Annotated in this window: 13 protein-coding genes and 1 pseudogene; 12 read left to right on the top strand and 2 right to left on the bottom strand. The window is 65.0% G+C overall.

Annotated elements, in window-relative coordinates; genetic code table 11:
* Positions 1-18: 18 nt before the first annotated feature.
* Genes dibA through FBY03_RS15150 form a run of 9 tightly spaced genes read left to right on the top strand, consistent with a single transcriptional unit; the run spans position 19 to position 18,936 of the window.
* Positions 19-2,370 carry a phosphodiesterase DibA gene (gene dibA / locus FBY03_RS15190; protein ID WP_147173209.1) on the top strand — a complete coding sequence of 784 codons (2,352 nt, stop codon included), beginning with the start codon at positions 19-21 and terminating at the stop codon, positions 2,368-2,370.
* On the top strand, positions 2,345-3,472 hold the full coding sequence (locus FBY03_RS15185; protein WP_147173208.1) for a response regulator: 1,128 nt from the start codon (positions 2,345-2,347) through the stop codon (positions 3,470-3,472). Before dibA ends, FBY03_RS15185 begins: the two co-directional genes overlap by 26 nt.
* A 41-nt stretch (positions 3,473-3,513) precedes the next feature.
* Positions 3,514-8,727 (top strand): PAS domain S-box protein, encoded by a 5,214-nt coding sequence (locus FBY03_RS15180; RefSeq protein ID WP_178090668.1) that lies wholly within the window; start codon positions 3,514-3,516, stop codon positions 8,725-8,727.
* On the top strand, positions 8,724-10,685 hold the full coding sequence (locus FBY03_RS15175; protein WP_178090667.1) for an ATP-binding protein: 1,962 nt from the start codon (positions 8,724-8,726) through the stop codon (positions 10,683-10,685). The genes FBY03_RS15180 and FBY03_RS15175 overlap by 4 nt, the downstream gene beginning before the upstream one ends.
* A complete protein-coding gene (locus FBY03_RS15170) occupies positions 10,682-13,285 on the top strand; it encodes a CHASE domain-containing protein (RefSeq protein WP_147173206.1) in 2,604 nt (867 codons plus the stop codon). The genes FBY03_RS15175 and FBY03_RS15170 overlap by 4 nt, the downstream gene beginning before the upstream one ends.
* Before the next feature lie 51 nt (positions 13,286-13,336).
* Entirely contained in the window at positions 13,337-13,723 is a 387-nt protein-coding gene (locus FBY03_RS15165; protein WP_147173205.1) for a response regulator, read from the top strand.
* 39 nt (positions 13,724-13,762) lie between these two features.
* A complete protein-coding gene (locus FBY03_RS15160; RefSeq protein ID WP_147173204.1) occupies positions 13,763-16,915 on the top strand; it encodes a PAS domain S-box protein in 3,153 nt (1,050 codons plus the stop codon).
* Positions 16,908-17,294 carry a response regulator gene (locus FBY03_RS15155; RefSeq protein ID WP_147173203.1) on the top strand — a complete coding sequence of 129 codons (387 nt, stop codon included), beginning with the start codon at positions 16,908-16,910 and terminating at the stop codon, positions 17,292-17,294. The genes FBY03_RS15160 and FBY03_RS15155 overlap by 8 nt, the downstream gene beginning before the upstream one ends.
* Entirely contained in the window at positions 17,287-18,936 is a 1,650-nt protein-coding gene (locus FBY03_RS15150) for a diguanylate cyclase (protein ID WP_147173202.1), read from the top strand. The genes FBY03_RS15155 and FBY03_RS15150 overlap by 8 nt, the downstream gene beginning before the upstream one ends.
* 99 nt (positions 18,937-19,035) lie before the next feature.
* On the opposite strand, the gene chrA is transcribed toward FBY03_RS15150, so the two are convergent.
* Positions 19,036-20,385, bottom strand: coding sequence for a chromate efflux transporter (chrA, locus tag FBY03_RS15145; RefSeq protein WP_256677941.1), 1,350 nt, complete (start codon positions 20,383-20,385; stop codon positions 19,036-19,038).
* Between the two features lie 179 nt (positions 20,386-20,564).
* On the opposite strand from chrA, the gene FBY03_RS15140 reads away from it, so the two are divergent.
* The gene (locus tag FBY03_RS15140; RefSeq protein ID WP_147173200.1) at positions 20,565-21,191 is read left to right on the top strand and encodes a bifunctional 2-polyprenyl-6-hydroxyphenol methylase/3-demethylubiquinol 3-O-methyltransferase UbiG; all 627 of its coding nucleotides are present in this window, start codon (positions 20,565-20,567) and stop codon (positions 21,189-21,191) included.
* On the opposite strand, the gene FBY03_RS15135 is transcribed toward FBY03_RS15140, so the two are convergent.
* On the bottom strand, positions 21,188-22,162 hold the full coding sequence (locus FBY03_RS15135) for an AraC family transcriptional regulator (RefSeq protein WP_147173199.1): 975 nt from the start codon (positions 22,160-22,162) through the stop codon (positions 21,188-21,190). The two genes, FBY03_RS15140 and FBY03_RS15135, sit on opposite strands and share 4 nt — an antisense overlap.
* A 172-nt stretch (positions 22,163-22,334) precedes the next feature.
* Between FBY03_RS15135 and FBY03_RS15130 the strand changes: the two genes are divergently transcribed.
* Both FBY03_RS15130 and FBY03_RS15125 read left to right on the top strand, forming a co-directional pair.
* On the top strand, positions 22,335-23,660 hold the full coding sequence (locus tag FBY03_RS15130; protein WP_147173198.1) for a tetratricopeptide repeat protein: 1,326 nt from the start codon (positions 22,335-22,337) through the stop codon (positions 23,658-23,660).
* 197 nt (positions 23,661-23,857) lie between these two features.
* A pseudogene (locus FBY03_RS15125) lies at positions 23,858-24,038 on the top strand (SAM-dependent methyltransferase); the annotation flags it as partial.
* Between the last annotated feature and the right edge of the window lie 47 nt (positions 24,039-24,085).

Here is a 24,085-nt window from a genome sequence, read left to right as displayed (position 1 = left end):
AGAGCCTATCGACCCCCTATGCCCCTACTCCACGGCGCTTTGCGCCTGACCTTGATCTACGCGCTGAGCGCCGCTCTATGGGTCTTTTACAGCGACGGACTGCTGGCCGCGCTCGGCCTGTCCAGCGCGCAACTGCAGCGCTGGCAATTGTTCAAGGGCCTGGGCTTCGTCCTGCTCACCAGCATTCTGCTGTACCTGACCCTGCGCACCCATCTGCGCCTGCAGATACGCATGCGCAATGCCCTGAGCGCCAGCGAGGAGCGTCTGAGTCTGGCCCTCGACGCGGCCAAGGACGGCCTGTGGGACTGGAACCTGCAGACCCGCACGGTATTTTTCTCACCGGGTTACGCCAGCCTGCTCGGCCTCGAACCTGGCGCCCTGGGCGATAGCCGTGACAGCTGGTTGCACTACCTGCACCCGGACGATCACGCTCACTGCCAACAGAGCATCGCCCAACTGCTGCACGACGCCTGTCAGACATCTTACGAAAACACTTATCGCCTGCGTCATCGCGACGGCAGTTACCGCTGGATTCAGGCACGCGGACGCTTGCTGCTCGACGCCCAGGGCCGCCCAGAGCGCTTGATCGGCACCGCCAGCGACATCAGCCAACGACGCGCCGACGAAGACAACCGACGCCAGGCCGCGGCGGTGTTCGAGGCGACCCAGGAAGGCGTGCTGGTGACCGATGCCACGCAACGCATCGTGCATATCAATCCGGCCTTCAGCCGCATCACCGGCTACAGCGAGGCGGAAATCCTCGGCCAGCAACCCAGCCTGCTGAAATCCGGGCGCCACGACCCGGCCTTCTATGCTGCGCTGTGGCAGACCCTGCAGAGCCAGGGCGCCTGGAGCGGCGAGGTGTGGAATCGCCGTAAGAATGGCGAAATCTACCCGCAGTGGCAGTGCATCCGGGTGATCCACGACGACCAGGGGGGCGTCAGTCATTACGTGGCGGTGTTCTCCGACATCAGCGTGCTCAAACGCTCGCAGCATGAGCTCGACTACCTGGCGCACCATGATCCGCTGAGCGACCTGCCCAACCGCCTGCTGTTCACCGAGCGCGTCGCACACGCCCTGCAACGAGCCCAGCGCGAACGACGCGGCGGCGCGGTGCTGCTGATCGATCTGGATCACTTCAAGCACATCAACGAAAGCCTCGGGCACAACGTCGGCGACCTGTTGCTCAAGGCGGTCGGCGAACGCCTCAGCGCGCAACTGGGCAGCGGCATGACCCTGGCCCGCCTGGGTGGCGACGAGTTTGGTGTGCTCTGCGAGGACTGCCCGCAGGCGCAACAAGCCGCCGAGTTCGCCCAGCAGCTGCTCGATGCCTTGAACGCACCCTTTCAACTGCAGGACCACGAGCTGTTCATGGCCGCCAGCATCGGTATCAGCCTGTTTCCGGCTGACGCAGAAAGCGTCGAGCAGGTGCTGCGCAATGTCGACTCCGCCCTGTTCAAGGCCAAGAGCAACGGCCGCGAGGGTTTTGCCTTCTATGCGCAGGAGCTTACCGCGTACGCGTGCCAGCGGGTTGAACTGGCCGCCGCTCTGCGCCACGCCTTGCAGGGCGACGAACTGCGTGTGCACTACCAGCCGCTGCTGTGCCTGCAGAGCCAGCGGCTGATCGGTGTCGAGGCGCTGGTACGCTGGCAACATCCGCAGCGCGGCCTGGTTCCGCCAGGAGAGTTCATCCCGATCGCCGAAGAAAGTGGCTTGATCGGCGCCATCGATGCCTGGGTGATGGCGCACGCCTGCCGGCAGATGGTCGCCTGGCGGACCGCCGGCAGCGAGATACAGTTCGTCGCGGTGAACGTCTCCAGCCGCCTGTTCAGCCACGGCAAACTGGATGGCCAGGTCGCCCAGGTATTGGCCGAGAGCGGCCTCGACCCCGCTTGCCTGGAGCTGGAAGTCACCGAAAGTGCGGTCATGCAGGACCCCGATGCGGCGCAGGCGCAACTCGAACGCCTGCGTGACCTGGGCATTCGTCTGTCCATCGACGACTTCGGCACCGGCTATAGTTCTCTCGCACGCCTGAAACGCCTGCCCGTCCACAAGCTCAAGCTCGACCAGAGTTTCGTGCGCGGTTTGCCTCACGATCACGACGATGCAACCATTACCCGCGCGGTGATCGCACTCGGCCATAACCTGGGCCTGAAGGTACTGGCCGAAGGCATCGAACAACCGCAGCAGGTGGAGTTCCTGCGTCAGCTAGGCTGTGACCAGGGCCAGGGTTATCACTTGGGTCGCCCGCAGCCGGCCGAGCATCTGTCGATTTTGGTCGAACGAGCGCAGCAATGGGAACTCGACGCACCCACCAGACCAGTCACAGGATTAAGGACCGATCATGCGCGTGATGATTCTCGAAGATGACCATTGGATCGCCGACCTGCTCAAGCAAATCGTCCTCAGCCTCAGACCTGGCGTGCAGGTCGCCTGCCTGGGTAACGTCGCCGATGCCCTGCTCGATTGGCAGCAGCACGCCGCCGACCTGGTGATCGCCGACTGGAACCTGCCCGACGACCCCGGCACCCTGCTGCTCGAACGGATTCGTCGGGACAATCGCCAAGTGCCCCTGGTGATGATCACCGGCCGCGCCGATCGTAACAGCGTGATGGAGGTCAGGCCGCTGGGCATCAGTGCCTTCATCAGCAAACCCTTCCAGGTGCCCAAGGTGCTCGAATGCCTGGAACGCCTGCTGCCACCAGTTGACGCCAGCCCAGTGACCGAGACCAGCACCAGCGCGAGCCTGACTGCCTACCTGGCCGAGCTGCCCGCCAAGGATCTGGACCTGCCGCTACAGCCCGGCATGCTCGCTGACCTGCAACCCGACCCCGCCGTGCCACCGAGCCTGCAGATGCTCGGCGAGCGCTGGCAATTCGACCCGGCGCTGACCGCACGCCTGGTCGCAGCCGCCAACAGCAGCCAATACAACCAGACCGGCACGCCCTGCCTGAGCCTGCCGGCAGCGCTGCGCACCCTGGGCCCGGTCACCAGCCTGAACATCGGTCTCGGCCTCGGCCTGCGCAAGAGTGCGGAACTCCAGGACGCCGAGTTGCAGCTGCAGGCCCTGGCCCACATGCAGCAGGTCGAGCGCCTCAGCCAACGGGTCGGCGAGCTGGCCGCACAGTGCCAGATCGACCCGGCACCGCTGCAGACGGCCGCGGCGTTGCATCGCATTGGCGAGCTGTGTGTGCTGCACCATGCCCAGCTCTGGCAGAATGCCGGCAACGCGCTGGACGCTGAGCAGCTGAGCCAAGCCCTGGGCGAGCTCAGCAACGAGTTGGCCAATCGCCTGAAAGCCCATTGGCGCTTACCGGTGCCGCTGCGCGAACTGATCGGCGCCTGCTATGTATTGCCCAGCAACAATGTCAAACGCGAAACCCTGCTCATGCGTCTGGCCGCCAGCGAGCTAGATGCCAATCCTGACAACAACAATCAGGCCCGGTTGCGGCGCCTGGCCGGATTATCCTGAGCAAACCCCAGACGCCGTGGTGAAGGATTAGGATGTCGTCAATGCGTTCACCCGAGAAATCTGCCGCGATTCGCTGGATAGTCGGCCTCGGCAGCCTGAGCCTGGCGTTGTTCTTCGCCGCGCTGGGCTGGCGAGCCCTGAGCGAACGCGAAACCCTCTGGCAAATGCAGATCGCCAAGCAGGCTGAGCTGCAGCAGTTGGCACTGCAAAGTACCCAGTACGCCTTGCAGGAACAGGCACAGGTGCTGGTCGAGAGCATCGCCGCCGATGCCTGGGTCGTCGAGCTGGTGCGTCAGGCCTATGAACTGCAGCGTCACTCAAGCGGGCAAAACAGCGCCGAGCTGAGTGCCATTCGCAACCAGCTGTATACCCGCCTGGCACCCCGCTGGCGCAACCTGCAGCGCGAGCATCCGTTTCGCCTGTACGTGCACCTGGCGCCCAGGGTCAACGTGTTGCTGAGGGTGCACGAGCCGACGGCGTTCGGCGACGACCAGACCGAGCAGCGGCCGATGGTCCGCGACGCCCTGCGCGATGGCCTCAGCAAAGCCGGCCTCGGCCTGGTCCGCGACAGCCTCGGCATGCGCGCCGTCACCCCGCTGCAGGTGGCAGGCACAACTGGCGCACTCACCGTTGGCGCCATCGAGGTCGCGTTCGAGGTGCTCAACAACCTGCAACAGCTCGATCAGGAGCTCAACGCAGGGATTGCCCTGTTGCTCCCACAGCACGCCCTCGAACCACCGCGCAGTGGCGAAAGCCTGCGCGGGCTCTTCAGCGAGTCTGCCAACTGGCACCTGATGGACGCCTCGCGGCCCCAGCTGGAACGCTGGCAGGCGCGCCACATGTTGCCGGACCCGGACGGCAGAGCGGCGCTTAAACTGCTCGAAGACCAAGGCCATACCTACCTGCTCAACCAGATCGGTTTGACCGGTTATCAGCCGACAGGCTCCACCGGCGCCAGCGAGCCCGCCATCGCCCTGACGTGGCGCGATGTCAGCGAGCAGTTCACCTTGCACCAGCAGGAAAAACGCTGGCTGCTCGGTAAATGGCTGGTGGCCTGGCTGGGCGCTGAAGCCCTGCTCCTGGTGTTGCTGCTGACCACCCGTCACAGCACTCAGCGCCTGATGCGCCGGCACCAGGACGAACTGCAGCACAAACACCAGCAGAGTGAGCATTCGCGCCAGTTACTGGCGATCATCGCCCAGGCGCAGGCCGTCTATATCGACGCGCAGAACCACCAGCAAGCCTTCGACGCGCTGCTGCAGCGCATCCTCGAACTGACCGCCAGCCCGTTCGGCTTTATCGGCGAAGTGCTGCAGGACGCCGACGGCGCGCCCTACCTGCGCACCTACGTGATCAGCGACCTCGGCAAAGGCACCAGCGCCGAGCCGTCCGCTGTCGACAACAGCCGTGACCTGGAACTGCGTAATCTCGACAGCCTGCTCGGTGCAGTCATCCGCAGCGGCCAGCCAGTGATCACCAACGATCCGCCGCCCGACAGCGCTGACACCGGCCTACCTGCCAGCTTGCCGCCGCTGCAGGCCTTCGCCGGCCTGCCGATCCACGCCCACGGCCAGCTGGTCGGCATCCTCGGCCTGGGCAACCACGCCGAGGGTTATTCGCCTGAATTGGTCGGGCAGCTGCACTCGCTACTCGCCACCCTCGGCCAGCTGATCGAGGCATTGCACCGCGATACCCTGCGCGAACAGGCCCAGCATCGCCTGCAACGCCAGCAAAGTGCGCTACGCGCGCTCAACGAGATTGCCGCCCTGCCTAAACTGCTCAGCCAGGAGCAGCTGCGCCAAGCCCTGCAGCTCGGCGCCAGCTTCTACCAGACGCCACTGGCGATCATCAGCCAGATCGAAGGCGACGATTACCGGGTGTTGGTGCAGGTTTCGCCAGCGGGCAGTTTGAGCGACGATCAGCATTTCCCGCTCGGCCACACTTACTGCAGCATTACCCAGCAAAGCGACAACGTGCTGGCCATTGAACGGATGGCGCAGTCGGCGCATGCCGGTCATCCCTGCTACGCGGAATTCGCCCTGGAAACCTATATCGGTATCGGCATCTGGGTTGCCGGCCGGCGCTTCGGCACCCTGAATTTCTCCTCGGCCGAGGCGCGCGAGCAACCCTTCGACGAAGCCGACCACGAGTTCCTGCGCCTGTTCGCCCGCTGGGTCGGCTCGACCCTTGAGCGCCAGCAGCAGGAGCAGGCACGTCAGAGCCTGCTCGAACGCCTGGACGAGGCCCAACGCATCGCCCGACTCGGTCACTGGGAAGTCAACCTGGAGAGTGGCGAGCTGTACTGGTCGAGCATGGTCTTCGAGATCTTCGGTCGCGACCCACAGGGCTTCAAGCCCAGTGCGGAATCATTCAAGCAAGCGGTGCATGCCGATGACCGCGCGCAGGTCACGGCCAGCGAGCAACAAGTCCTGGCAGGGGGCGCTTACGATCTGGTGCACCGGATCGTCCGGCCCAACGGTGAAGTCCGCTGGGTGCATGAGCTGGCGCGCCTGCAGCCAGACGAACGGGGCCGGATGACGCGCCTGACAGGTACCGTGCAGGACATCAGCGAACGGGCTAAAGCCGAGTCGGCGCTGAAAGAACAGAGTCAACGCCTGGCCAGCATCATCGAAGGCACCCACGCCGGCACCTGGGAATTGAACCTGCGCAGCGGCGCCATGCTGTTCAATGAACTGTGGGCAGAGATCATCGGCTATCGTCTGGATGAGCTGGCGCCGCTGGACATCCACAAGGCGCTGAGCTTCGTCCATCCCGATGACCTGCCGCAAGCTCATGACCTGATGCAACGGCACTGCCGCCGCGAACTGCCCTACTACGACTATCAGTGCCGCATGCGCCACAAGCAGGGTCACTGGGTCTGGGTGCACGTCAGGGGCCGGGTGGAGCGCTGGAGCTCCGACGGTCAACCGCTGATGATGTACGGCACCCACAGCGACATCAGCGCCAGCAAGCAGCGCGAGGAAGAAGTCCGTGAGGCGCGCACCTTCCTCCAGGCCGTGCTCGACTCGGCGACCGGCGTGTCGATCATCGCCACCGACCGCAACGGTCTGATCACCCTGTTCAACTCCGGCGCCGAGCGACTGCTGGGTTACCGCGCGGAAGAGATGGTCGAGCGCTGCACCCCGGCGACCTTTCACCTGGACAGCGAAGTGCAGCGCCGCGGCGCCGAGCTCAGCCAAGCCCAGGGCCAGCCGATCGAGGGGTTCGAGGTATTCGTGCACCACTCACGCACCGGCGAGCCGGAAACCCGCCAGTGGACCTATGTGCGCAAGGATGGCCGCCAGCGCACGGTCAACCTGACCGTCAGCGCCATCCACGACGGCTCAGGCACTATCAGCGGTTTCCTCGGTATTGCCAGCGACATCAGCGCCCTGCAACAGGCCACCCGCGCCCTGCAGAAGAGTGAGAGTCAGTTCCGCGGCATGGTCACCAACCTGCCCGGCGTGGTCTATCGCTGCCGCAACGACGCCGACTGGACCATGAGCTACATGAGCGAGGAGATCCTCGCCCTGAGTGGCTATCCGTCCGCTGACCTGATCGACAACCGGGTGCGCAGTTATGCCAGCGTGATTCACCCGGACGATCTGCCACTGACCTACGGTGCCGCGGATGCCATCGCGCGCCGAGAAGTCTTCGAACTCACCTACCGGCTGCTGCATGCCGACGGTCATAGCGTGTGGGTCAGGGAAAAAGGCCGTGGCGAATACGACAGCCGGGGCAATCTGCTGTGGATCAGCGGGTTCATCTGGGACATCAGCGAGCGCAAGGCGGTCGAGGACGAACTCAAGCTGATCCAGCAGCGCTTCAGCATCGCCTTCAGCTCCGCGCCCCTGGGCATGGCCCTGGTGTCATTGCAGAACCACTGGTTGGAGGTCAACGACGAACTCTGCCGCATGTTCGGCTATAGCCGTGCCGAGCTGCTGCTCACCACGCCGCAGCAGCTGACCCACCGCGACGACGTGCAAGCCAGCCGGCACAACGTCGAGGACCTGCTGGCCGGTCGTATCAATACCTACCAGATGGAGAAACCCTACCTGGACAAGCAGGGCAGGATTATCTGGGTGCTGCTCAGCGTCTCGCTGGTGCGCGACCGGGAGGGCCAGCCCTTGCACTTCATCGCCCAGTTCCAGGACTTCAGCGACCGGGTCGCCGCCGAGCGCGCCCTGCGCGAACGCGAGGACTACCTGCGCACCCTGCTGGATAACGTGCTCGACGCGATTATCAGCTTCGACCAACTCGGCGCGATCGAGACCTTCAACCAGGCCGCCGAGCATATCTTCGGCTACTGCCTGGACGAGGTCGCCGGGCGCAACGTCAGCCTGCTGATGCCCGCGCCCGTGGAGTCGGAGTCGAGCGACCCCTTTGCTCTGCGGCTGGGCCGCGAACAGACTCACACCCTCGACAGCGTGCGTGAGATTCAGGGCCTCAAACGCAACGGTGAAACCTTCACCATGGAGCTGGCGGTCTCGCAAATCAGCCACCAGGGCGAGCGGCGCTTTATCGCGGTGATCCGCGACATCAGCGAGCGCAAGCGCATCGAGCGGATGAAGAACGAGTTCGTTTCCACCGTCAGTCATGAACTGCGCACGCCACTGACCTCCATCGCCGGCTCGCTGGGCCTGATCAATGGCGGTGCCCTGGGCGAGGTGCCGACCAGCATGCAGCAGATGCTGAGCATCGCCCAGGACAACAGCCTGCGCCTGAGTGAGCTGATCAACGACCTGCTGGACATGGACAAGCTGGTCGCCGGACAGATGACCTTCGAGCTGTGCGAACAACCGCTGATGCCCCTGGTCGAGCTGGCGCTGCAACACAACCAACCCTACGCCAACCAATACCAGGTGCAACTGCAGCTGAGCCAGCGCGCCGATGCGGCTCAGGTGCGGGTCGACAGCCAGCGTCTGGCCCAGGTCCTGGCCAACCTGCTGTCCAATGCGGCGAAGTTCTCCCCCGCCGGCCAGACGGTGGAGATCCGCGTGCAGCAGCAATCCGAGCACGTGCGGGTCAGCGTGCAAGACCTGGGCCCAGGCATCCCCGCCGCCTTTCACAAGCGCATCTTTCAGAAATTCGCCCAGGCCGACGCCTCCAGCACCCGCGCGAAGGGCGGCACCGGCCTGGGTTTGGCGATCAGCAAGGAAATCATCGAGCACATGGGCGGCCAGATCGGTTTCGACTCACGGCACGGCGAGGGCACCACCTTCTGGTTCGAGCTGCCGCACGAGGGCGCGGCATGAGCCCCTTCAGCAGCCAGCAGCCCGCCCCGCACAGTCGTCGTACCCTGAGTCGGGTACTCAGCTGGGGACTCAGTCTGGGCCTGTTGCTGTTACTCGGTTTAAGTGTCGAACTGCTGTTGCAGCAGTATCGCCTGCGTCAACACGAGGCCATCCAGCAGCGGCTCACCGCCCGTGCCGGCGAGGTGCGCGCAGTACTGCTCAGCGAGTTGAGTTCCACCTTGCACCTGGCCACTGGCCTGGCCTCCTACATCACCGCCAAGCAAGGGCAGCTGGATGAAGCGGAGCTGCAACCCTGGTTGCAGGGCTTGCTGCGCCAGGGCCGCTATATTCGCAACATTGGCCTGGCCCCGGACAACCGCATCAGCTACATCTACCCGTTGGCGGGCAACGAAGCCGCCCTCGGCCTCTACTACCCCGACATGGTCGAACAGTGGCCGGCGGTCCAGCGCATCATCGCCAACCGCAGCCCCATGCTCGACGGCCCGCTGCAACTGGTTCAGGGCGGTAACGGGCTGATCTACAGAGTCCCGGTGTTCCTCGATGACCAACGCTACTGGGGCATGATCAGTACGGTGATCGATTACGACCAGCTGTATGCCCAGGTAGAGCAAGTGGCCCGCCGACGCGACCTGTCCATCCAGCTCAACCGCCGCGACGACGAGACCGCGGCCGACTTGCTCACTTCCGCCCCGGATAGCGCAACACCCAGCGTCAGTTTGCGGGTCCGTTTCGCCGGGGCCCATTGGCGACTCGAAGCCAGTGAACGGCTGGCGCATGAACTGCCGCTCGGCTGGCTGCGACTGCTCGGCTGGAGCCTGGCCCTGGCCGTGGCCACGCTGATTGGCCTGACCCTGCACGCGCAGAATCGCCAAGCGGCCCTGTTGCTGGCGCTCAACCGCAGCCAGCGGCAATTCCATCAGGCGTTTGAAATGGCCCCGCAAGGCCTGGCCCTGCTCGACCTCAAGGGCCGCCTGCTGGCGGTCAACCAGACCCTCTGCCAACTGCTCCAGCGCAGCTCGCACGCCCTGCTCGGTCAACCCCTCAGCCGGTTCAGCGATGACCCGCTGAGTGTCCGACTGGACGGCGACCTGGCCGAGCTCGGCGCAGAACAGGGGCGCACCTGGCAGCTGAGCCTGCTCGATGCGCAAGGCCAGCACATCGATGTGGAGCTGAGCGCCGCCGCCCTCAGCGCCGACCCGAGTGCGCCAGGCAACTGGATCGTGCATATCCAGGACATCCGCGAGCGCCAGCGCCTGCAGCGCCTGCAAAATGAGTTTGTCTCCACCGTCAGCCATGAACTGCGCACCCCACTGACCGCCATCAGTGGTCCGCTGGAGCTGATCAATGCCGGAGCCCTGGGTGAGGTACCGGAAAGCCTGCGGCAGATGTTGCAGATCGCTCAGCACAACAGCCACCGCCTGATCATGCTGATCAACGATTTGCTGGACATCGGCAAGCTGGAAGCCGGCAAGATCGTTTTCGACCTGCAGCCACAAGCCCTGCAACCCCTGATCGAGCAGGCGCTGCGCAGTAACCGGGCCTACGCCGCGGAATATGCGGTGACCCTGAGCCAGACCGGCACCTGCGCGGACTGGGTCAACGTCGACGGGCAACGCCTGCAACAGGTACTGGCCAACCTGCTGTCCAATGCCGCCAAGTTTTCGCCTCGTGGCAGCGATGTAGAGCTCTACACTGAACGACTGGGCGCGCAGTTGCGACTCAGCGTACGCGATCGCGGTCCCGGAATACCCCTGGCCTTTCAAGGCCGCATTTTTCAAAAGTTTGCCCAGGCCGACGCCTCCAACACCCGCCAGAAGGGCGGCACCGGTCTAGGATTGGCCATCAGCAAGGAGTTGATCGAGCGCATGCACGGATGTATCGGTTTTGACTCGCAAGAAGACCAGGGCACGACGTTCTGGTTCGAACTCCCGTTGCAGCCGACTGAGACACAGCCATGATCGAGTCACCGAAGGCCCACCGGCCAGGCCGCTGGCAGGCTTTTTTCAGCCGCCGCAACGCCATCGCCTGGGCCGTGCTGGCCATCGCCCTGCTGGCCAACCTGGCCGTGTGGCAGTACCTGCGCAGCCGCGAAAACCTGGCCGCCGAGCGTCAGTTCGAGCTGCTGACCAGCGAGGTCAGCGGGGCCATCCGCAAGCGCATGACCGACCATGAGCAGATTCTGCTGGGCGGTGCCGGCCTGTTCGATGCCAGCCAACAGGTCGACAGGAACGAGTGGCGGGTGTATGTCGAGCGCTTGAATCTGGCCGCCAACTACCCCGGCATCCAGGGCGTGGGCTTTGCCCGTATCCTGCAGCCGCAGGCGGTGGCCGCCTTCGAGGCCGATGTGCGCCGCGAGGGCTTCCCCAACTTCATCCTGCGCCCGGCCGGTGCACGTGCGCTGTACAGCTCGATCCAGTTTCTCGAGCCGTTCAGCGGGCGCAACCTGGCCGCCTTCGGCTTCGACATGCTCTCCGAGACCACCCGCCATACCGCCATCATGGCGGCCGCGCGCAGCGGCGAGAGCCGTATCACCGGGCGGGTGACCCTGGTTCAGGAGACCCATGGCAAGGTGCAGGCCGGCCTGCTGATGTATGTGCCTATATACCGCTCAGGCCGGCCCCTGGAGACTCCCGAGCAGCGCCTCGACGCCTTGCGCGGCGTGGTCTACAGCCCCTACCGCATGGACGACCTGATGGCCGGCATCATCGGTGAGCAGGCGCGCAAACTGGACTTCGCCATCTATGACGGCGACCAGCCGCGCAGCGAGAGTCTCCTGTTCAACACCCAGGAGCAGCAGATCGATCGCCGGCCCCTGCTCAGCAAACAGCTGCAACTGGCGCTCTATGGACAGAACTGGACCCTGAGCTTCAGCAGCCGACCGGCCTTCGAGGCCGGCTTTCACAACGACGGCATCCTCGTCTTGCTGGGGGCTGGCGTCAGCCTGCTGCTGTTCGTGCTCGCCTCCCTGCTCACCTTGCGCCGCGAACAAGCCGAAGCCCTGGCGCAGAGGATGACCGTGCAGATTCGCCAGAGCAGCGAAGACCTGCGCAAGAGCGAGGAGCGTCAAAGCCTGGTGCTCAAGGGCAGCAACGACGGCTGGTGGGATATCGACCTGCAGGCCCATAGCTTCGTCGCCTCGGCACGCGCCTGGGAGATGCTCGGCTACCCGCCCGACGAGAGCGCACAAGACCTTAGCCGTTGGCGCCAGATGGTGTGTGCCGAAGACCTGGGACCGCTGCTGGAAAACCTGCATCAGGCCATCGAGTCGGGCGCCGAGTCATTCAGCAGCGAGGCGCATATGCTGCAGCTGAACGGCAATCAGCTACCGGTACTGCTGCGCGGCTTCATCCTGCGCGACGCCATGGATCAGCCGCAGCGCTTGAGCGGCACCATGCAGGACCTCAGCGAGGCCAAGCGTATCGAGCGGATGAAGAGCGAATTCGTCTCCACCGTCAGCCATGAACTGCGCACCCCGCTGACCTCCATCTCCGGCGCCCTGGGCTTGATCAACGGCGGCGCCATGGGTGAAGTGCCCCCCTTGATGGGGCAGATGCTGCAGATCGCGCAACAGAACAGCCAACGTCTCAGCCTCCTGATCAACGACCTGTTGGACATGGACAAACTGGCCGCCGGTCAGCTGGCCTTCGACCTGCTCGTGCAACCGATCAAACCCCTGATCGAGCAGGCGCTGACGGCCAACCAGGCCTATGCCGAACAGCATGACGTCAGCTTCCAACTCGACCAGCCCGGCGTCATGTGGGTACGGGTGGACGCGCTGAGGCTGCAACAGGTGCTGAGCAACTACCTGTCCAATGCCAGCAAATTTTCCCCTCCCGGCGCCAGCGTGCGCATCCAGACCGAACTACGCGGTTCGCTGGTGCGGGTCAGCGTCAGCGACCAGGGCCCAGGCATCCCCGAGGAGTTCCAGAGTCGTATCTTCGAAAAGTTCGCCCAGGCCGATGGCTCCGACCGTCGCGAGCAGGCCGGCACCGGGCTCGGCCTGGCCATCAGCAAGGAGTTGATCGCGCGCATGAGCGGCCATGTCGGCTTCCACTCGGTGCCCGGCCAGGGCGCCACCTTCTGGTTCGAGCTGCCACTGATCGAGGAGCACCACCTGCCGTCGCATATCCAGAGCGTGACGACCGGCCCGCGCATCCTGGTGGTGGAGGACGACCCGAGTATCATCCACCTGCTGGAAGTGATGCTCGGCCACGCCGGCTACCGGGTCGACAGCGCGGTCAGCGAGAGTCAGGCCCTACTGCGGCTGGCGGATAACGAATACGCCGCCATTACCCTCGACATGCGCCTGAGCGACGGCCACGGCCTGTCGCTGATTCGCGACCTACGCGCTAACCCAGCCACCCAACAGCTGCCCATTCTGGTGATTTCCGCCTACTGCGGCGAGGGCCGCAAGTTGCTCGACAGCGATGATCAAGGCATTGCCTGGCTGGAAAAACCGATCGACGAGGCCCTGCTATTGAACACCCTGGACCAGTACATCGGCACGTCGAGCCATACCGCCAGAGCACACACGGCGGACCATGAGGCCTTAGAGTGAGCGATACCTGCGACGGCTAACCCACCTGTCACCCGATTCTGGAGAAGTGCCATGAGAGAATTCAAACGCATCCTGCACGTGGAGGACGACCTTTCGATCCAGGCCGTAGCCAAGGTGGCTCTGGAAGCGGTGGGTGGCTTCGAGGTGCTCTCCTGCAGCTCTGGCAGCGAAGCGCTGGAAAAAGTCCAGGCCTTCGACCCCGACTTCATCCTGCTGGATGTGATGATGCCGGGTATGGATGGCCCGCAGACCCTGGCGGCGCTCGGCAAACTGATCGATATCGGGCAGATCCCGGTGGCCTTCATGACGGCCAAGGTGCAACCCGCTGAAGTCGAACACTACCGCAGCCTGGGTGCTCGCGATGTGATCACCAAACCCTTCGACCCCATGCAGCTGGCCACTCAGGTGCGCGATATCTGGAGCCTGGCGCATGCTTAAAGTCACGCCAGCGCCGCGCCGCCTGGGGGGCGCATCGATATGGCTCTAGCCCCCAGCGGCGCAGCCCTCCCCGCCGACGAGACCGCACGGCTGGCCGAACTCGAGCGCTACGGGTTGCTCGACAGTCCGGCCGAGGAGGCCTTCGATGACTTCAGCCAACTCGCTGCCTTGCTCTGCGACACGCCGATTGCCCTGATCTCCCTGGTCGATGAGCAGCGCCAGTGGTTCAAGAGCAGGGTGGGCCTGGATGCCTGCGAAACCACGCGTGAATTGGCCTTCTGCGCCCATGCCATTCTCGCCAACCAGCTCTTCGAGGTGCCCAACGCCCTGGAAGATCCGCGCTTCTGCGCCAACCCGCTGGTCACCGAGGCGCCGCATATCCGCTTCTATGCAGGCATGCCCCTGACCACCTCGAGCGGACACAACCTCGGCACCCTGTGCGTGATAGACCGCCGCCCACGCCAACTCAGCGCGCCGCAACGCGACGGACTGGCCCGCCTCGCGCGCCAGGTCGTGCGCTTGTGCGAGCTGCGCCTGAACATGCGCCGACAGGCCGAGCAAGCGGCGCTGCAGCGCGCCATCTTCAGCAGCGCCGGCACCGCGATCATTGCCACCACGCCCGACGGCGCCATCAGCAGTGTCAACCCGGCCGCCGAACAACTGCTCGGTTATACCGAGGAGCTATTGCTCGACCGGCCGTTCGCCGACACCCTGCTCGACCCCGAGCAACTGGCGAGACGTGCCACAGCCCTCGGCCATAAGTTGGCGCAAGCGATCGCTGCGGACTTCTCGGTGCTGGTGGCCAAGACCCGCTACGCACAAAACACATCACGCGAATGGAGCTATGTACGACAAGATGGCATGCATCTGCCCGTATTGCTGACGGTCTCGGCGATCTGCGACGAGCAGGATACGCTGCTCGGTTTCCTCACCATCGCCCAGGACCTCAGCCAGCGTGAACAGGCCCAGCAGCGCCTGAAGCAGATTGCCGCTCAGCTACCGGGCATGGTCTTTCAGGCCCTGCTCCCCAAGCAGGGCACAATTCGTTTCCCCTATGCCAGCGAAGGCATACAGGACATCTACGGACTGGCCCGTGGTGAGGTCCGCGAAAATACCGAGGCAGTGCTCGCCGCCATCCACGAGGATGATCGCGACAGCGTCAGCCAGGCCATCCTGCGCTCGGCCAGGGAGCTGAGCCAATGGCATCAGGAATACCGCGTACGTCATCCGCGCAAGGGCCTGATCTGGGTCGAGGGTAAAGCCACACCGCAACGCCAGGCCGATGACACGGTGATCTGGCATGGGGTGATCACCGACATCAGCGAACGCAAGCACGGGCAGGCCGAACTGGAGCAGCAGCAGGAGATGAATCGGCGCCTGCTCGAAGCCCTCGCCGAGGGGGTCATCGCCTGTGACGCGCAGGGCCAGCTGACCCTGTTCAACGATACCGCCCAACAGTGGCATGGCGCCGACATCAGCCAGCTCGCGCCCGAACAATGGGGCGATCATTACGACCTGTTCGAAGCCGATGGCCTGACCCCGCTCGCCACTGACCGCATTCCCTTGCTGCGAGCGCTGCTGGGCGAGCGCGTGCGCGAGGCGGAAATCAGCATAGTTGCCAAGGGTCAGGCGCCACGCTTCGTCACCACCAATGCCGTGCCGCTATTTACCCCGGGAGGCGACCGACTTGGCGCCGTCGCGGTCATGCACGACATCACCGAGCGCAAGCGTATCGAACGCATTCAACGGGAGTTCGTCTCCACCGTCAGCCACGAGCTGCGCACCCCGCTGACCTCGATTGCCGGCTCTCTGGGCCTGATCAATGGCGGCGCCCTGGGCGAGGTGCCCGCCGACATGCAACACATGCTCAGCATTGCGCACCACAACAGCCTGCGCCTGAGTCACCTGATCAACGACCTGCTGGATATGGACAAGCTGGTCGCCGGCAAGATGACCTTCGACCTGCACGGCCATGAGCTGGCCAGCCTGCTCAACGACAGCCAGACGAGCAACCAGGCCTACGCCGAGCAACATGGCGTGCAGCTGATTCTGGAGGAGTGCCCGTCGATCCACCTGCACGTCGATGCCATGCGCCTGCAACAGGTACTGGCCAACTTCCTCTCCAACGCCATCAAGTTCTCCCCGCCAGGTGCCCAGGTGCGCCTGCACAGCGCGCTGCACCGCAACCGGGTACGCATCAGCGTCAGTGACCTGGGGCCGGGCATTCCCGCCTCGTTCCACGCCGGAATATTCCAGAAATTTTCCCAGGCCGATGCCAGCGACAGCCGGCAAAAAGGTGGCACCGGCCTCGGTCTGGCCATCAGCAAGGAACTGATCGAGCGCATGAGCGGGCAGATTGGTTTCGATTCGGTAGAAGGCCAGGGCGCAACCTTCTGGTGCGAACTGCCGGTAGTGGAACGCTCAGCCGTCATCCCAGCTGCCGAGGAGAGTAACGGCCCCTGCCTGCTGGTGGTCGAGGACGAGGCGGATATTGCCCACCTGCTGCGCCTGCTGCTGCAGCGCGCCGGCTATCGGGTGATGCTCGCCGCCAGCCTCGGTGAAGCGCGCGCGCTGCTGGCCGAGCAGCATTTCGACGCGCTGACCCTGGACCTGCGCCTGCCGGATGGCAGCGGCCTGCAGCTGATCCGCGAACTGCGCGACGACCCCGCCACCCTCACCTTGCCGGTGCTGGTGATCTCCGCGGCCAGCGATGCGGGACGCCTCAGCCTGAATGGCGGCTTTCAGGCCGTCGACTGGCTGGACAAACCGATTGACCAACAGCGTCTGCTGGCAAGCCTGAGCCAGGCGCTGCATGGCTTTCCGGCGAAAACCCGGGTGCTGCATATCGAGGACGATGCCGACCTGCGCCAGGTCATTGCCGAACAAGGCCGCGCGCTCGCCGACTTCGTCTCCGCCAGCAGCCTGGCCCAGGCCCGCCAACAGCTGGCCCAAGGTAACTTCGATCTGGTGTTGCTCGACCTCAGCCTGCCCGACGGCAATGGCCTGGAACTGCTCGACGAGTTGCACCAGCACCACCCTGGCTTGCCCGTAGTGGTACTGTCCGCCCATGAACTGCCTGCCGAACAGCTCGGCCAAGTCGAAGCCGCGCTGGCCAAATCGCGCATCGATGCGCAACACTTTCTGCAACTGCTCGGACGCCTGCTACCCGCCAAGGAGAATCGGCATGCATGAACTGACGCGAATCCTACATGTGGAAGACGACCCGTCGATCCAGGCAGTGGCCAAGGTCGCCCTGGAAGCGGTTGGCGGTTTCAAGGTACTCAGTTGCTCGTCTGGACAGGAGGCCCTGGATCAGGTTCAGGGCTTCGCCCCGGACTTCATCCTCCTGGACGTGATGATGCCTGGCATGGATGGTCCGCAGACGCTGAAGAGAATCGCCGCGCTGGTCGACATCGGGCAGATTCCGGTGGCCTTCATGACCGCCAAGGTGCAGCCTGCGGAGATCGAGCACTACCGCCGCCTAGGGGCGCGTGACGTGATCATCAAACCTTTCGACCCCATGCAGCTGGCCGAACAGGTGCGAAAAATCTGGAGGCAGGCCCATGGTTGAGCCCAGTAACGACCTGCAACGTCACCTGCAACTGCTCGGTGAACAGTTTGCCGAGCGCCTGGCCCAGGAGCTGCCCGAGCTGGCCAACAAGGCGCAACAGCTGCAGCAAGCCGACGATCAGAATAGCCAGCGCCAACACCTGCTCAGCCTGCGCGATCAGTTGCACAAACTGGCCGGTGCCGCCGGCACCTTCGGTTTCGTCAGCCTCGGCCAAGGCGCCCGTGAGCTCGAGCAGCAGGCCATCCGCTGGCTGGACGCCCTGCAGCAAGAACAGCAAGGCCTGCACGACTTGATCGCCGGCCTACACCAGCTCAGCCAACAGCAATTCCATATCGAGCTGGCGCAGGAGAATCCACACGCCACGCCGAAAACCAGCAAGTCGAACTCGGCGACCCACCGCATCTACATCCTCGAAGACGAGCCGGCTATCGGCGAGAACATGCGCCTGACGCTGAGCAACTTCGGTTATCAGGCCGAGCATTTCACCCGTATCGCCGACCTCGACGCCGCGCTGCAACAGCAGCTCCCGGATGCCCTGGTGATCGACGTCAACCTGCCCGACGAGGCGCAAACCGGCCTGAACTACGCCGCTGCCCTGCAGCAGCGCCTGGACGAACCCTTGCCGCTGCTGGTAATCACCACCCAGGACGACTTCGCCACCCAGCTCCAAGCCGTGCGTGCTGGCGCCATGGGCTTTTTCAGCAAACCGGTGGATATTCCCCAGTTGGAGAACCGTCTGGAACGCTGCTTCGCCCAGCAATATGGCGAACCTTACCGGGTGCTGATAGTCGACGATGACCGCGAGCTGGCCAGCCGCTACAGCCTGGTATTGCGCGGCGCCAACATGCTGGTGGAAGCACTCAACGACCCGGCCGACATCTTCAGCCACATGCGCACCTTCAACCCCGAGGTGGTCCTGCTCGATGTCAACATGCCGGGCTGCACCGGCCCCGAACTGGCGCAGATCATCCGTCTCAACGACGAATGGCTGCGGGTGCCGATCATCTACCTGTCGGCGGAAACCGATATCACCCGACAGATGAGTGCGCTGCTCAAGGCCGGAGACGACTTCGTCACCAAACCGATTTCCGACAATGCCCTGGTCGCCGCAGTATTCGCCCGCGCCCAGCGCGCCCGCCTGCTGAGCAATGCCCTGTCGCGCGACAGCCTGACCGGACTGCTGAAACACGCCGACATCAAGGAGCAGGTGGCCATCGAGTTGGAGCGGGCGCTGCGCGGCGGTAGCCAAGCCAGCGTGGTGATGCTGGATATCGATCACTTCAAGAAGGTCAACGACAGTTACGGCCACCCCGCCGGTGACAACGTTATCCGTGCCCTGGCCAACCTGCTGCGCCAACGCCTGCGTCGAGTCGACAGCCTGGGCCGCTATGGCGGTGAGGAATTCCTCGCGGTACTGCCCGAGTGCCCACCCGATCAAGCCCTGCGGATAATCGATGAGATCCGCCAACGCTTCGCCGATCTGCGTTTCATCGTCGAGGGCACGGAGTTCGCGGTCACCCTCAGCGCCGGTATTTCCTGCACCGACGCCGAGATCAGCGCCAGCGAACTGCTGGAACGCGCAGACCGGGCGCTGTATGCCGCGAAAGAGGCGGGGCGCGACCGGGTCTGCCAGGCCGATTAAAACGCAGGCCCAAGTACGTTCGACCCGGCAGCGGCTGCCACTCGCAACCGGGCGCGCCGCTGGCAGGTGCGCGCGCCTGGCGACCTTCAGCGCCGCCGTTCAGAGCAGGAACAGATGAGCCAGCAGCCCCACCCCGGCGCAGGCGCCGATCACCTCGATCACCCCGCGCTTGAAGCGCAGCAGCGCCACCGCCGCGCCCAGGGCGATCAAGGCCGATGGCCAGTCGAAACGACCGGCGAAGCCCTCTGGCCAGAGCACGTGATAACCGAAGAACAGCGCCAGGTTGAGCACCACTCCGACCACCGCGGCGGTGATACCGGTCAGCGGCGCAGTAAATCTCAGTTCGTTGTGGGTCGACTCCACCAGCGGCCCACCCGCGAGGATGAACAGGAACGACGGCAGGAAGGTGAACCAGGTGACCAGGGTCGCCGCCAGCGCGCCGGCAATGAACCGCTGCTCCGGGCCGAACAGCTGCTGCACATAGGCGCCGACGAAGGCGACGAAGGCCACCACCATGATCAACGGACCCGGCGTGGTTTCGCCCAAGGCCAGGCCATCGATCATCTGCGTCGGAGTCAGCCAGGCGTAGTGACCGATCGCCCCCTGATAGACATAGGGCAACACCGCATAGGCGCCGCCGAAGGTCAGCAGCGCAGCCTTGGTGAAGAACCAGGCCATCTGCGTCAGGGTGCCGTCCCAGCCGTACAGGCCGACCAACAGCCCCATCGGCAGCAGCCACAGCAGTGCGCCGACCAGCGCCAGCCGCAGCAGGCGTGACGCGCGAAAGCGGGCATGCGCGGGCGTCGGCGTATGGTCGTCGATCAGCGCCGGGCCGAAGGATTTATCCGTCGCCGCATGCCCGCCACCGACGCTGAACGCCTCCGGCAGCAGACGCCCTCCCAGGTAACCGAGCAGCCCGGCGGCCAGCACGATCAGCGGAAAGGGCAGGTTGAGGGCGAAGATCGCCACGAAAGCGGCCCCTGCGATGCCCCACAGCCAATTATTCTTCAGCGCCCGCGAACCGATGCGATGGGCGGCCTGGACCACGATGGCGGTCACCGCCGGTTTGATCCCATAGAAGATTCCCGCCACCAGCGGCACCTCGCCAAAGGCGATATACACCCAGGACAGGCCGATCAACAGGAACAGCGACGGCAACACGAACAACACCCCGGCCATCACCCCACCCCAGCTACGGTGCATCAGCCAGCCGATGTAAGTGGCCAACTGCTGCGCCTCCGGCCCCGGCAGCAACATGCAGTAATTCAACGCATGCAAGAAGCGCCGTTCGGACAACCAGCGGCGCTTCTCCACCAGTTCCTGATGCATGATGGCGATCTGTCCGGCCGGACCGCCGAAGCTGATCAGCCCGAGTTTCAACCAGAACAGGAAGGCCTCGAACAGGCTCACGGCTTTTGGGGCATCGTGCTCGACATGCGGCGCAGGCATCGAAAACGCATCCATTCAATGTGGGTCCGGCGCACTATAACCTGCGCCGATGAACCCCTTGGGGGGCAGGCATAAAAAGCCTGCGCGGCGCATCGAGTTAGCCGATTATTTCGCCCCCTGGACGACTTAGGTATAAGTCTCAGGTATCAGAGCCACAGGTTCAGCCCACGAGCCCCGCCATGAAATTGCAACCGCACGAACTGGACAGCATCGCCGCCCTGACCCTGCAGCACTACAATCAGTGCGCCGAGGACTTTCGCGAGGGCACCCGCGATCACGATGTCAGCCAGAACATCGCCGCCTTGCTGCGGCATATCCAGGGCCAGCCGCCCTACCAGATTCTCGATTTCGGCTGCGGCCCCGGCCGCGACCTGAAGACCTTCCGCGCCTTGGGCCACAACGCCATCGGTCTGGACGGCTGCCCGCGCTTCGCCGAGATGGCCCGCGCCGACAGCGGCTGCGAGGTCTGGCTGCAGAACTTCCTCGAACTCGATCTACCGGCCGCACGCTTCGACGGCATCTTCGCCAATGCCGTGCTGTTCCATGTGCCCAGCCAGGAGCTACCCCAGGTGCTGCGCCAACTGCATACCAGCCTCAAGCCCGGCGGTGTGCTGTTCAGCTCCAACCCACGCGGGGAGAACCAGGAAGGCTGGCACGGCGAACGCTACGGCGCCTACCACGACCTTGCCAGCTGGCGCGCGCAGCTCGGCGCCACGGGCTTCGTCGAACTGGAACACTACTACCGACCAGCCGGGCTGCCGCGCGCGCAACAGCCCTGGCTGGCCAGCGTCTGGCGCCGGCGCTAGGCCGGCGGCGCCTGGACGCCCGCGTATTGCTTGCGCCAGGTGGCCGGCGGCAGGCCGAATTCGCGCTTGAACGCGCGATTGAACGCGGCCTCCGATTCATAGCCTATGGCATAGGCGATCTGCGCCAGGGAGGCGCCCCCATCACGCAGACGGGCGGCGGCCAGCTGCAGGCGCCAGTGCGCCAGATAAGTCATAGGCGGCTGACCGATCAGCTTACTGAAACGCTCGGCGAACGCCGAACGCGACAGGCCCACCTCGCGCGACAGCGCCTCGGTGGTCCAGGGCGCAGCCAGGCGGCTGTGCAGCAAGGCCAGGCTCTTGCCGACGAAGGGATCGCGCAGCCCGGCCAGCCAACCGGTCTGCGCCCTCGGCAGGGTCGCCAGGTAGCGCCTGACCGCCTCGACAAACAACAGTTCGGCCAGTTTGTTCAGCAGCGTGACGGAGCCGAGGCTATCGGCGGCGAACTCCGCAGCCGCCAAGCGAAACGACTGCTCGACCCAGCTTCCGGCCAGGCCGTCGCTGACCCCGAGCGGCAACACCGCGGGCAGCGTCGCCAGCAGCGGATTGTCGGCCACCGCGCAGCCGAGAAAACCGCAGATGATGTGCGTGGCCGCACCCCCGCCGCCGTAGTGCAGCTGCGCCAGGCCGGGGCTGTCGGCCACCTGAATCAGGGCATCCACCGTCACCGGGCGCAGCTTCGGGGAGCTGGCCAGACGATGCTCGTCGTTGCGCGGCAACAACACCATGTCTCCCGCCGTCAGCAGCAGCGGCGGCTCGTCGGCGAGCTCCAAATATAGCTGGCCATCGATCACATAGTGATAGGCGATGATATGGGCGGGCAGGACGCCGAGCGGCCGACAGTCCTCCGGCCCCACCTTGGCGACGATGCACCAAGGGGCGGTGAACTCGGCGTGGAGGAAGACCACCGCGGACAGGCGAACGGTGGCGAGCACGTCGGCAAGGGCGTCCATGGGACTTCGTCTCGCATCGAGGGCGGCGGCCCGGTCAAAAGTGCCGGCGGCGCGGACATAGTCGCCGAGCACTCACCTGCCTACCTTAGCACTGGCAGGCACTCGCGGCGTCCCCGTCCGACGCCGCGCAGCCTGCAGCGCCTGTACCTTCGTGCTAGCTAAGGAGACCCCCATGACAATAAGAGACACGCTGGACCTGCCGCTTTCCGGAGCCGACGCCAGCAGCCTGACGCGCTACGAAGCCGCCCTGCGCCAGTTCCAATGCTATGTCGGCGACCCGGTGGCCGCCGTCGATGCGGCCCTGGCGATCAGCCCCGACTTCGTCATGGCCCATGTGCTCAAGGCCTATCTGTACCTGCTCGGCACCGAGCCCGATGGCCTGGCGGTCGCCCGAGCCTGCTATGCCAGGGCCGCACGCTTGCCGGCCAACGCCCAGGAACACGGCCACATCGCAGTGGTGGGACAGCTACTCGAGGGCCATTGGCACCGCGCCGGACAGTACCTGGAAGACCTGTCCATCGAGCAGCCCCGCGATATCCTGGTCCTGCAGGCCGGGCATCAGGTGGATTTCTTCACCGGACACTCGCGCATGCTCCGTGACCGCATCGCCCGCGCGCGGCCGGCCTGGCACCCGGACATGCCCGCTTATCACGCGGTGCTCGGCATGCATGCCTTCGGCCTGGAAGAAACCGGCGACTATGCGGCCGCCGAAACTGCCGGGCGCCTCGCGGTGGAACTGGAGCCGCGCGATGGCTGGGCGCAGCATGCGGTGGCCCATGTGCTGGAGATGCAGTGTCGCCAACGCGAGGGCATCGCCTGGATGCGCGCCAGCCCGCAGGCCTGGGCGGGGGACAGCTTCTTTCAGACACATAACTGGTGGCACCTGGCGCTCTACCACCTGGAACTCGGCGAGATCGACGAGGTGCTGGCGCTGTTCGACGGGCCGATCGATGGTGCGGGCTCCACTGTGGTGCTGGACCTGGTCGACGCATCGGCGCTGCTCTGGCGCCTGCATCTGCAAGGCGTGGATGTCGGCGCACGCTGGCAAAGCGTCGCCGAACGCTGGGAGCCCTTGTGTCTGGCTGGCCACTACGCCTTCAACGACGTCCACGCGATGCTCGCCTTCGTCGGCGCGGGTCGGGCCGAGGCCGCCAGCAGGCTGCTGGAGAGCCAGCAACAGGCGATGCGCGGCGTCGCGGACAATGCCCGCTTCACCGCGGAGGTCGGCCACCCGGTGAGCCAGGCTATCCTCGCCTTCGGCGCAGGCAACTATGCCGAAACCCTGCGCCTGCTACGGCCTGTGCGCACTATCGCCCAACGGTTCGGCGGTAGCCATGCACAGCGCGACCTGCTCGACCTGAGCCTGATCGAAGCCGCCTTCCGCGCCGGGCAGAAGGCCCTGGCCACGGCGTTGTGTCACGAACGGCTGACGGTCCGCCCGACAAGTCCCATGAGCCGTCACCTGGCCAATCGCGCCGAAGAGCAAAGGGCGGCCTGAGCGTACAGCCGCCGGGTTGCCCGCGCCGAGCCCCCCGTTCGGCGCGGGCAACGCTAATAAAGGCGCCAGTCAGCACTGGCCGGCAGCGCCTAGGCTTGAGTCGAACTCAGCCACTACCGTAGTTCGGCGCCCGAGCCCCTGCCATACAACTCGATCAGCCGCACCTGGACAGTATCGCCGCCCTGCCCCCGCGGTACTCCAATCCGCGCGGCGATAACCAGGAGGGCTGGCACGGCGAACGCTACGGCGCCTACCACGACCTCACCAGCTGGCGCGCGCAGCTCGGCGCAACCGGCTTCGTTGAACTGGAACACTACTACCGACCAGCCAGGGCTGCCGCGCGAGCGACAGCCCTGGCTGGCCAGCGTCTGGCGCTAGGCCTAGTGGCCTGCGTGGCTGGTTCAGCCTCTCCAGCGGCGCCTGGC

The organism is Pseudomonas sp. SJZ079 (assembly GCF_007993865.1).
Lineage (GTDB): Bacteria > Pseudomonadota > Gammaproteobacteria > Pseudomonadales > Pseudomonadaceae > Aquipseudomonas.
The sequence above is the reverse complement of the archived record's forward strand: the minus strand, read 5'-3'. Positions and strand labels throughout refer to the sequence as shown.

What these genes read in the sequence shown, in the direction of transcription:
- FBY03_RS15155 (WP_147173203.1), top strand. Translation starts at nt 16,908, where the DNA reads ATGCATGAACTGACGCGAATCCTACATGTGGAAGACGACCCGTCGATC.
- FBY03_RS15175 (WP_178090667.1), top strand. Translation starts at nt 8,724, where the DNA reads ATGAGCCCCTTCAGCAGCCAGCAGCCCGCCCCGCACAGTCGTCGTACC.
- dibA (WP_147173209.1), top strand. Translation starts at nt 19, where the DNA reads ATGCCCCTACTCCACGGCGCTTTGCGCCTGACCTTGATCTACGCGCTG.
- FBY03_RS15160 (WP_147173204.1), top strand. Translation starts at nt 13,763, where the DNA reads ATGGCTCTAGCCCCCAGCGGCGCAGCCCTCCCCGCCGACGAGACCGCA.
- FBY03_RS15140 (WP_147173200.1), top strand. Translation starts at nt 20,565, where the DNA reads ATGAAATTGCAACCGCACGAACTGGACAGCATCGCCGCCCTGACCCTG.
- FBY03_RS15135 (WP_147173199.1), bottom strand. Translation starts at nt 22,162, where the DNA reads ATGGACGCCCTTGCCGACGTGCTCGCCACCGTTCGCCTGTCCGCGGTG.
- FBY03_RS15150 (WP_147173202.1), top strand. Translation starts at nt 17,287, where the DNA reads ATGGTTGAGCCCAGTAACGACCTGCAACGTCACCTGCAACTGCTCGGT.
- chrA (WP_256677941.1), bottom strand. Translation starts at nt 20,385, where the DNA reads ATGCCTGCGCCGCATGTCGAGCACGATGCCCCAAAAGCCGTGAGCCTG.
- FBY03_RS15130 (WP_147173198.1), top strand. Translation starts at nt 22,335, where the DNA reads ATGACAATAAGAGACACGCTGGACCTGCCGCTTTCCGGAGCCGACGCC.
- FBY03_RS15180 (WP_178090668.1), top strand. Translation starts at nt 3,514, where the DNA reads ATGCGTTCACCCGAGAAATCTGCCGCGATTCGCTGGATAGTCGGCCTC.
- FBY03_RS15185 (WP_147173208.1), top strand. Translation starts at nt 2,345, where the DNA reads ATGCGCGTGATGATTCTCGAAGATGACCATTGGATCGCCGACCTGCTC.
- FBY03_RS15170 (WP_147173206.1), top strand. Translation starts at nt 10,682, where the DNA reads ATGATCGAGTCACCGAAGGCCCACCGGCCAGGCCGCTGGCAGGCTTTT.
- FBY03_RS15165 (WP_147173205.1), top strand. Translation starts at nt 13,337, where the DNA reads ATGAGAGAATTCAAACGCATCCTGCACGTGGAGGACGACCTTTCGATC.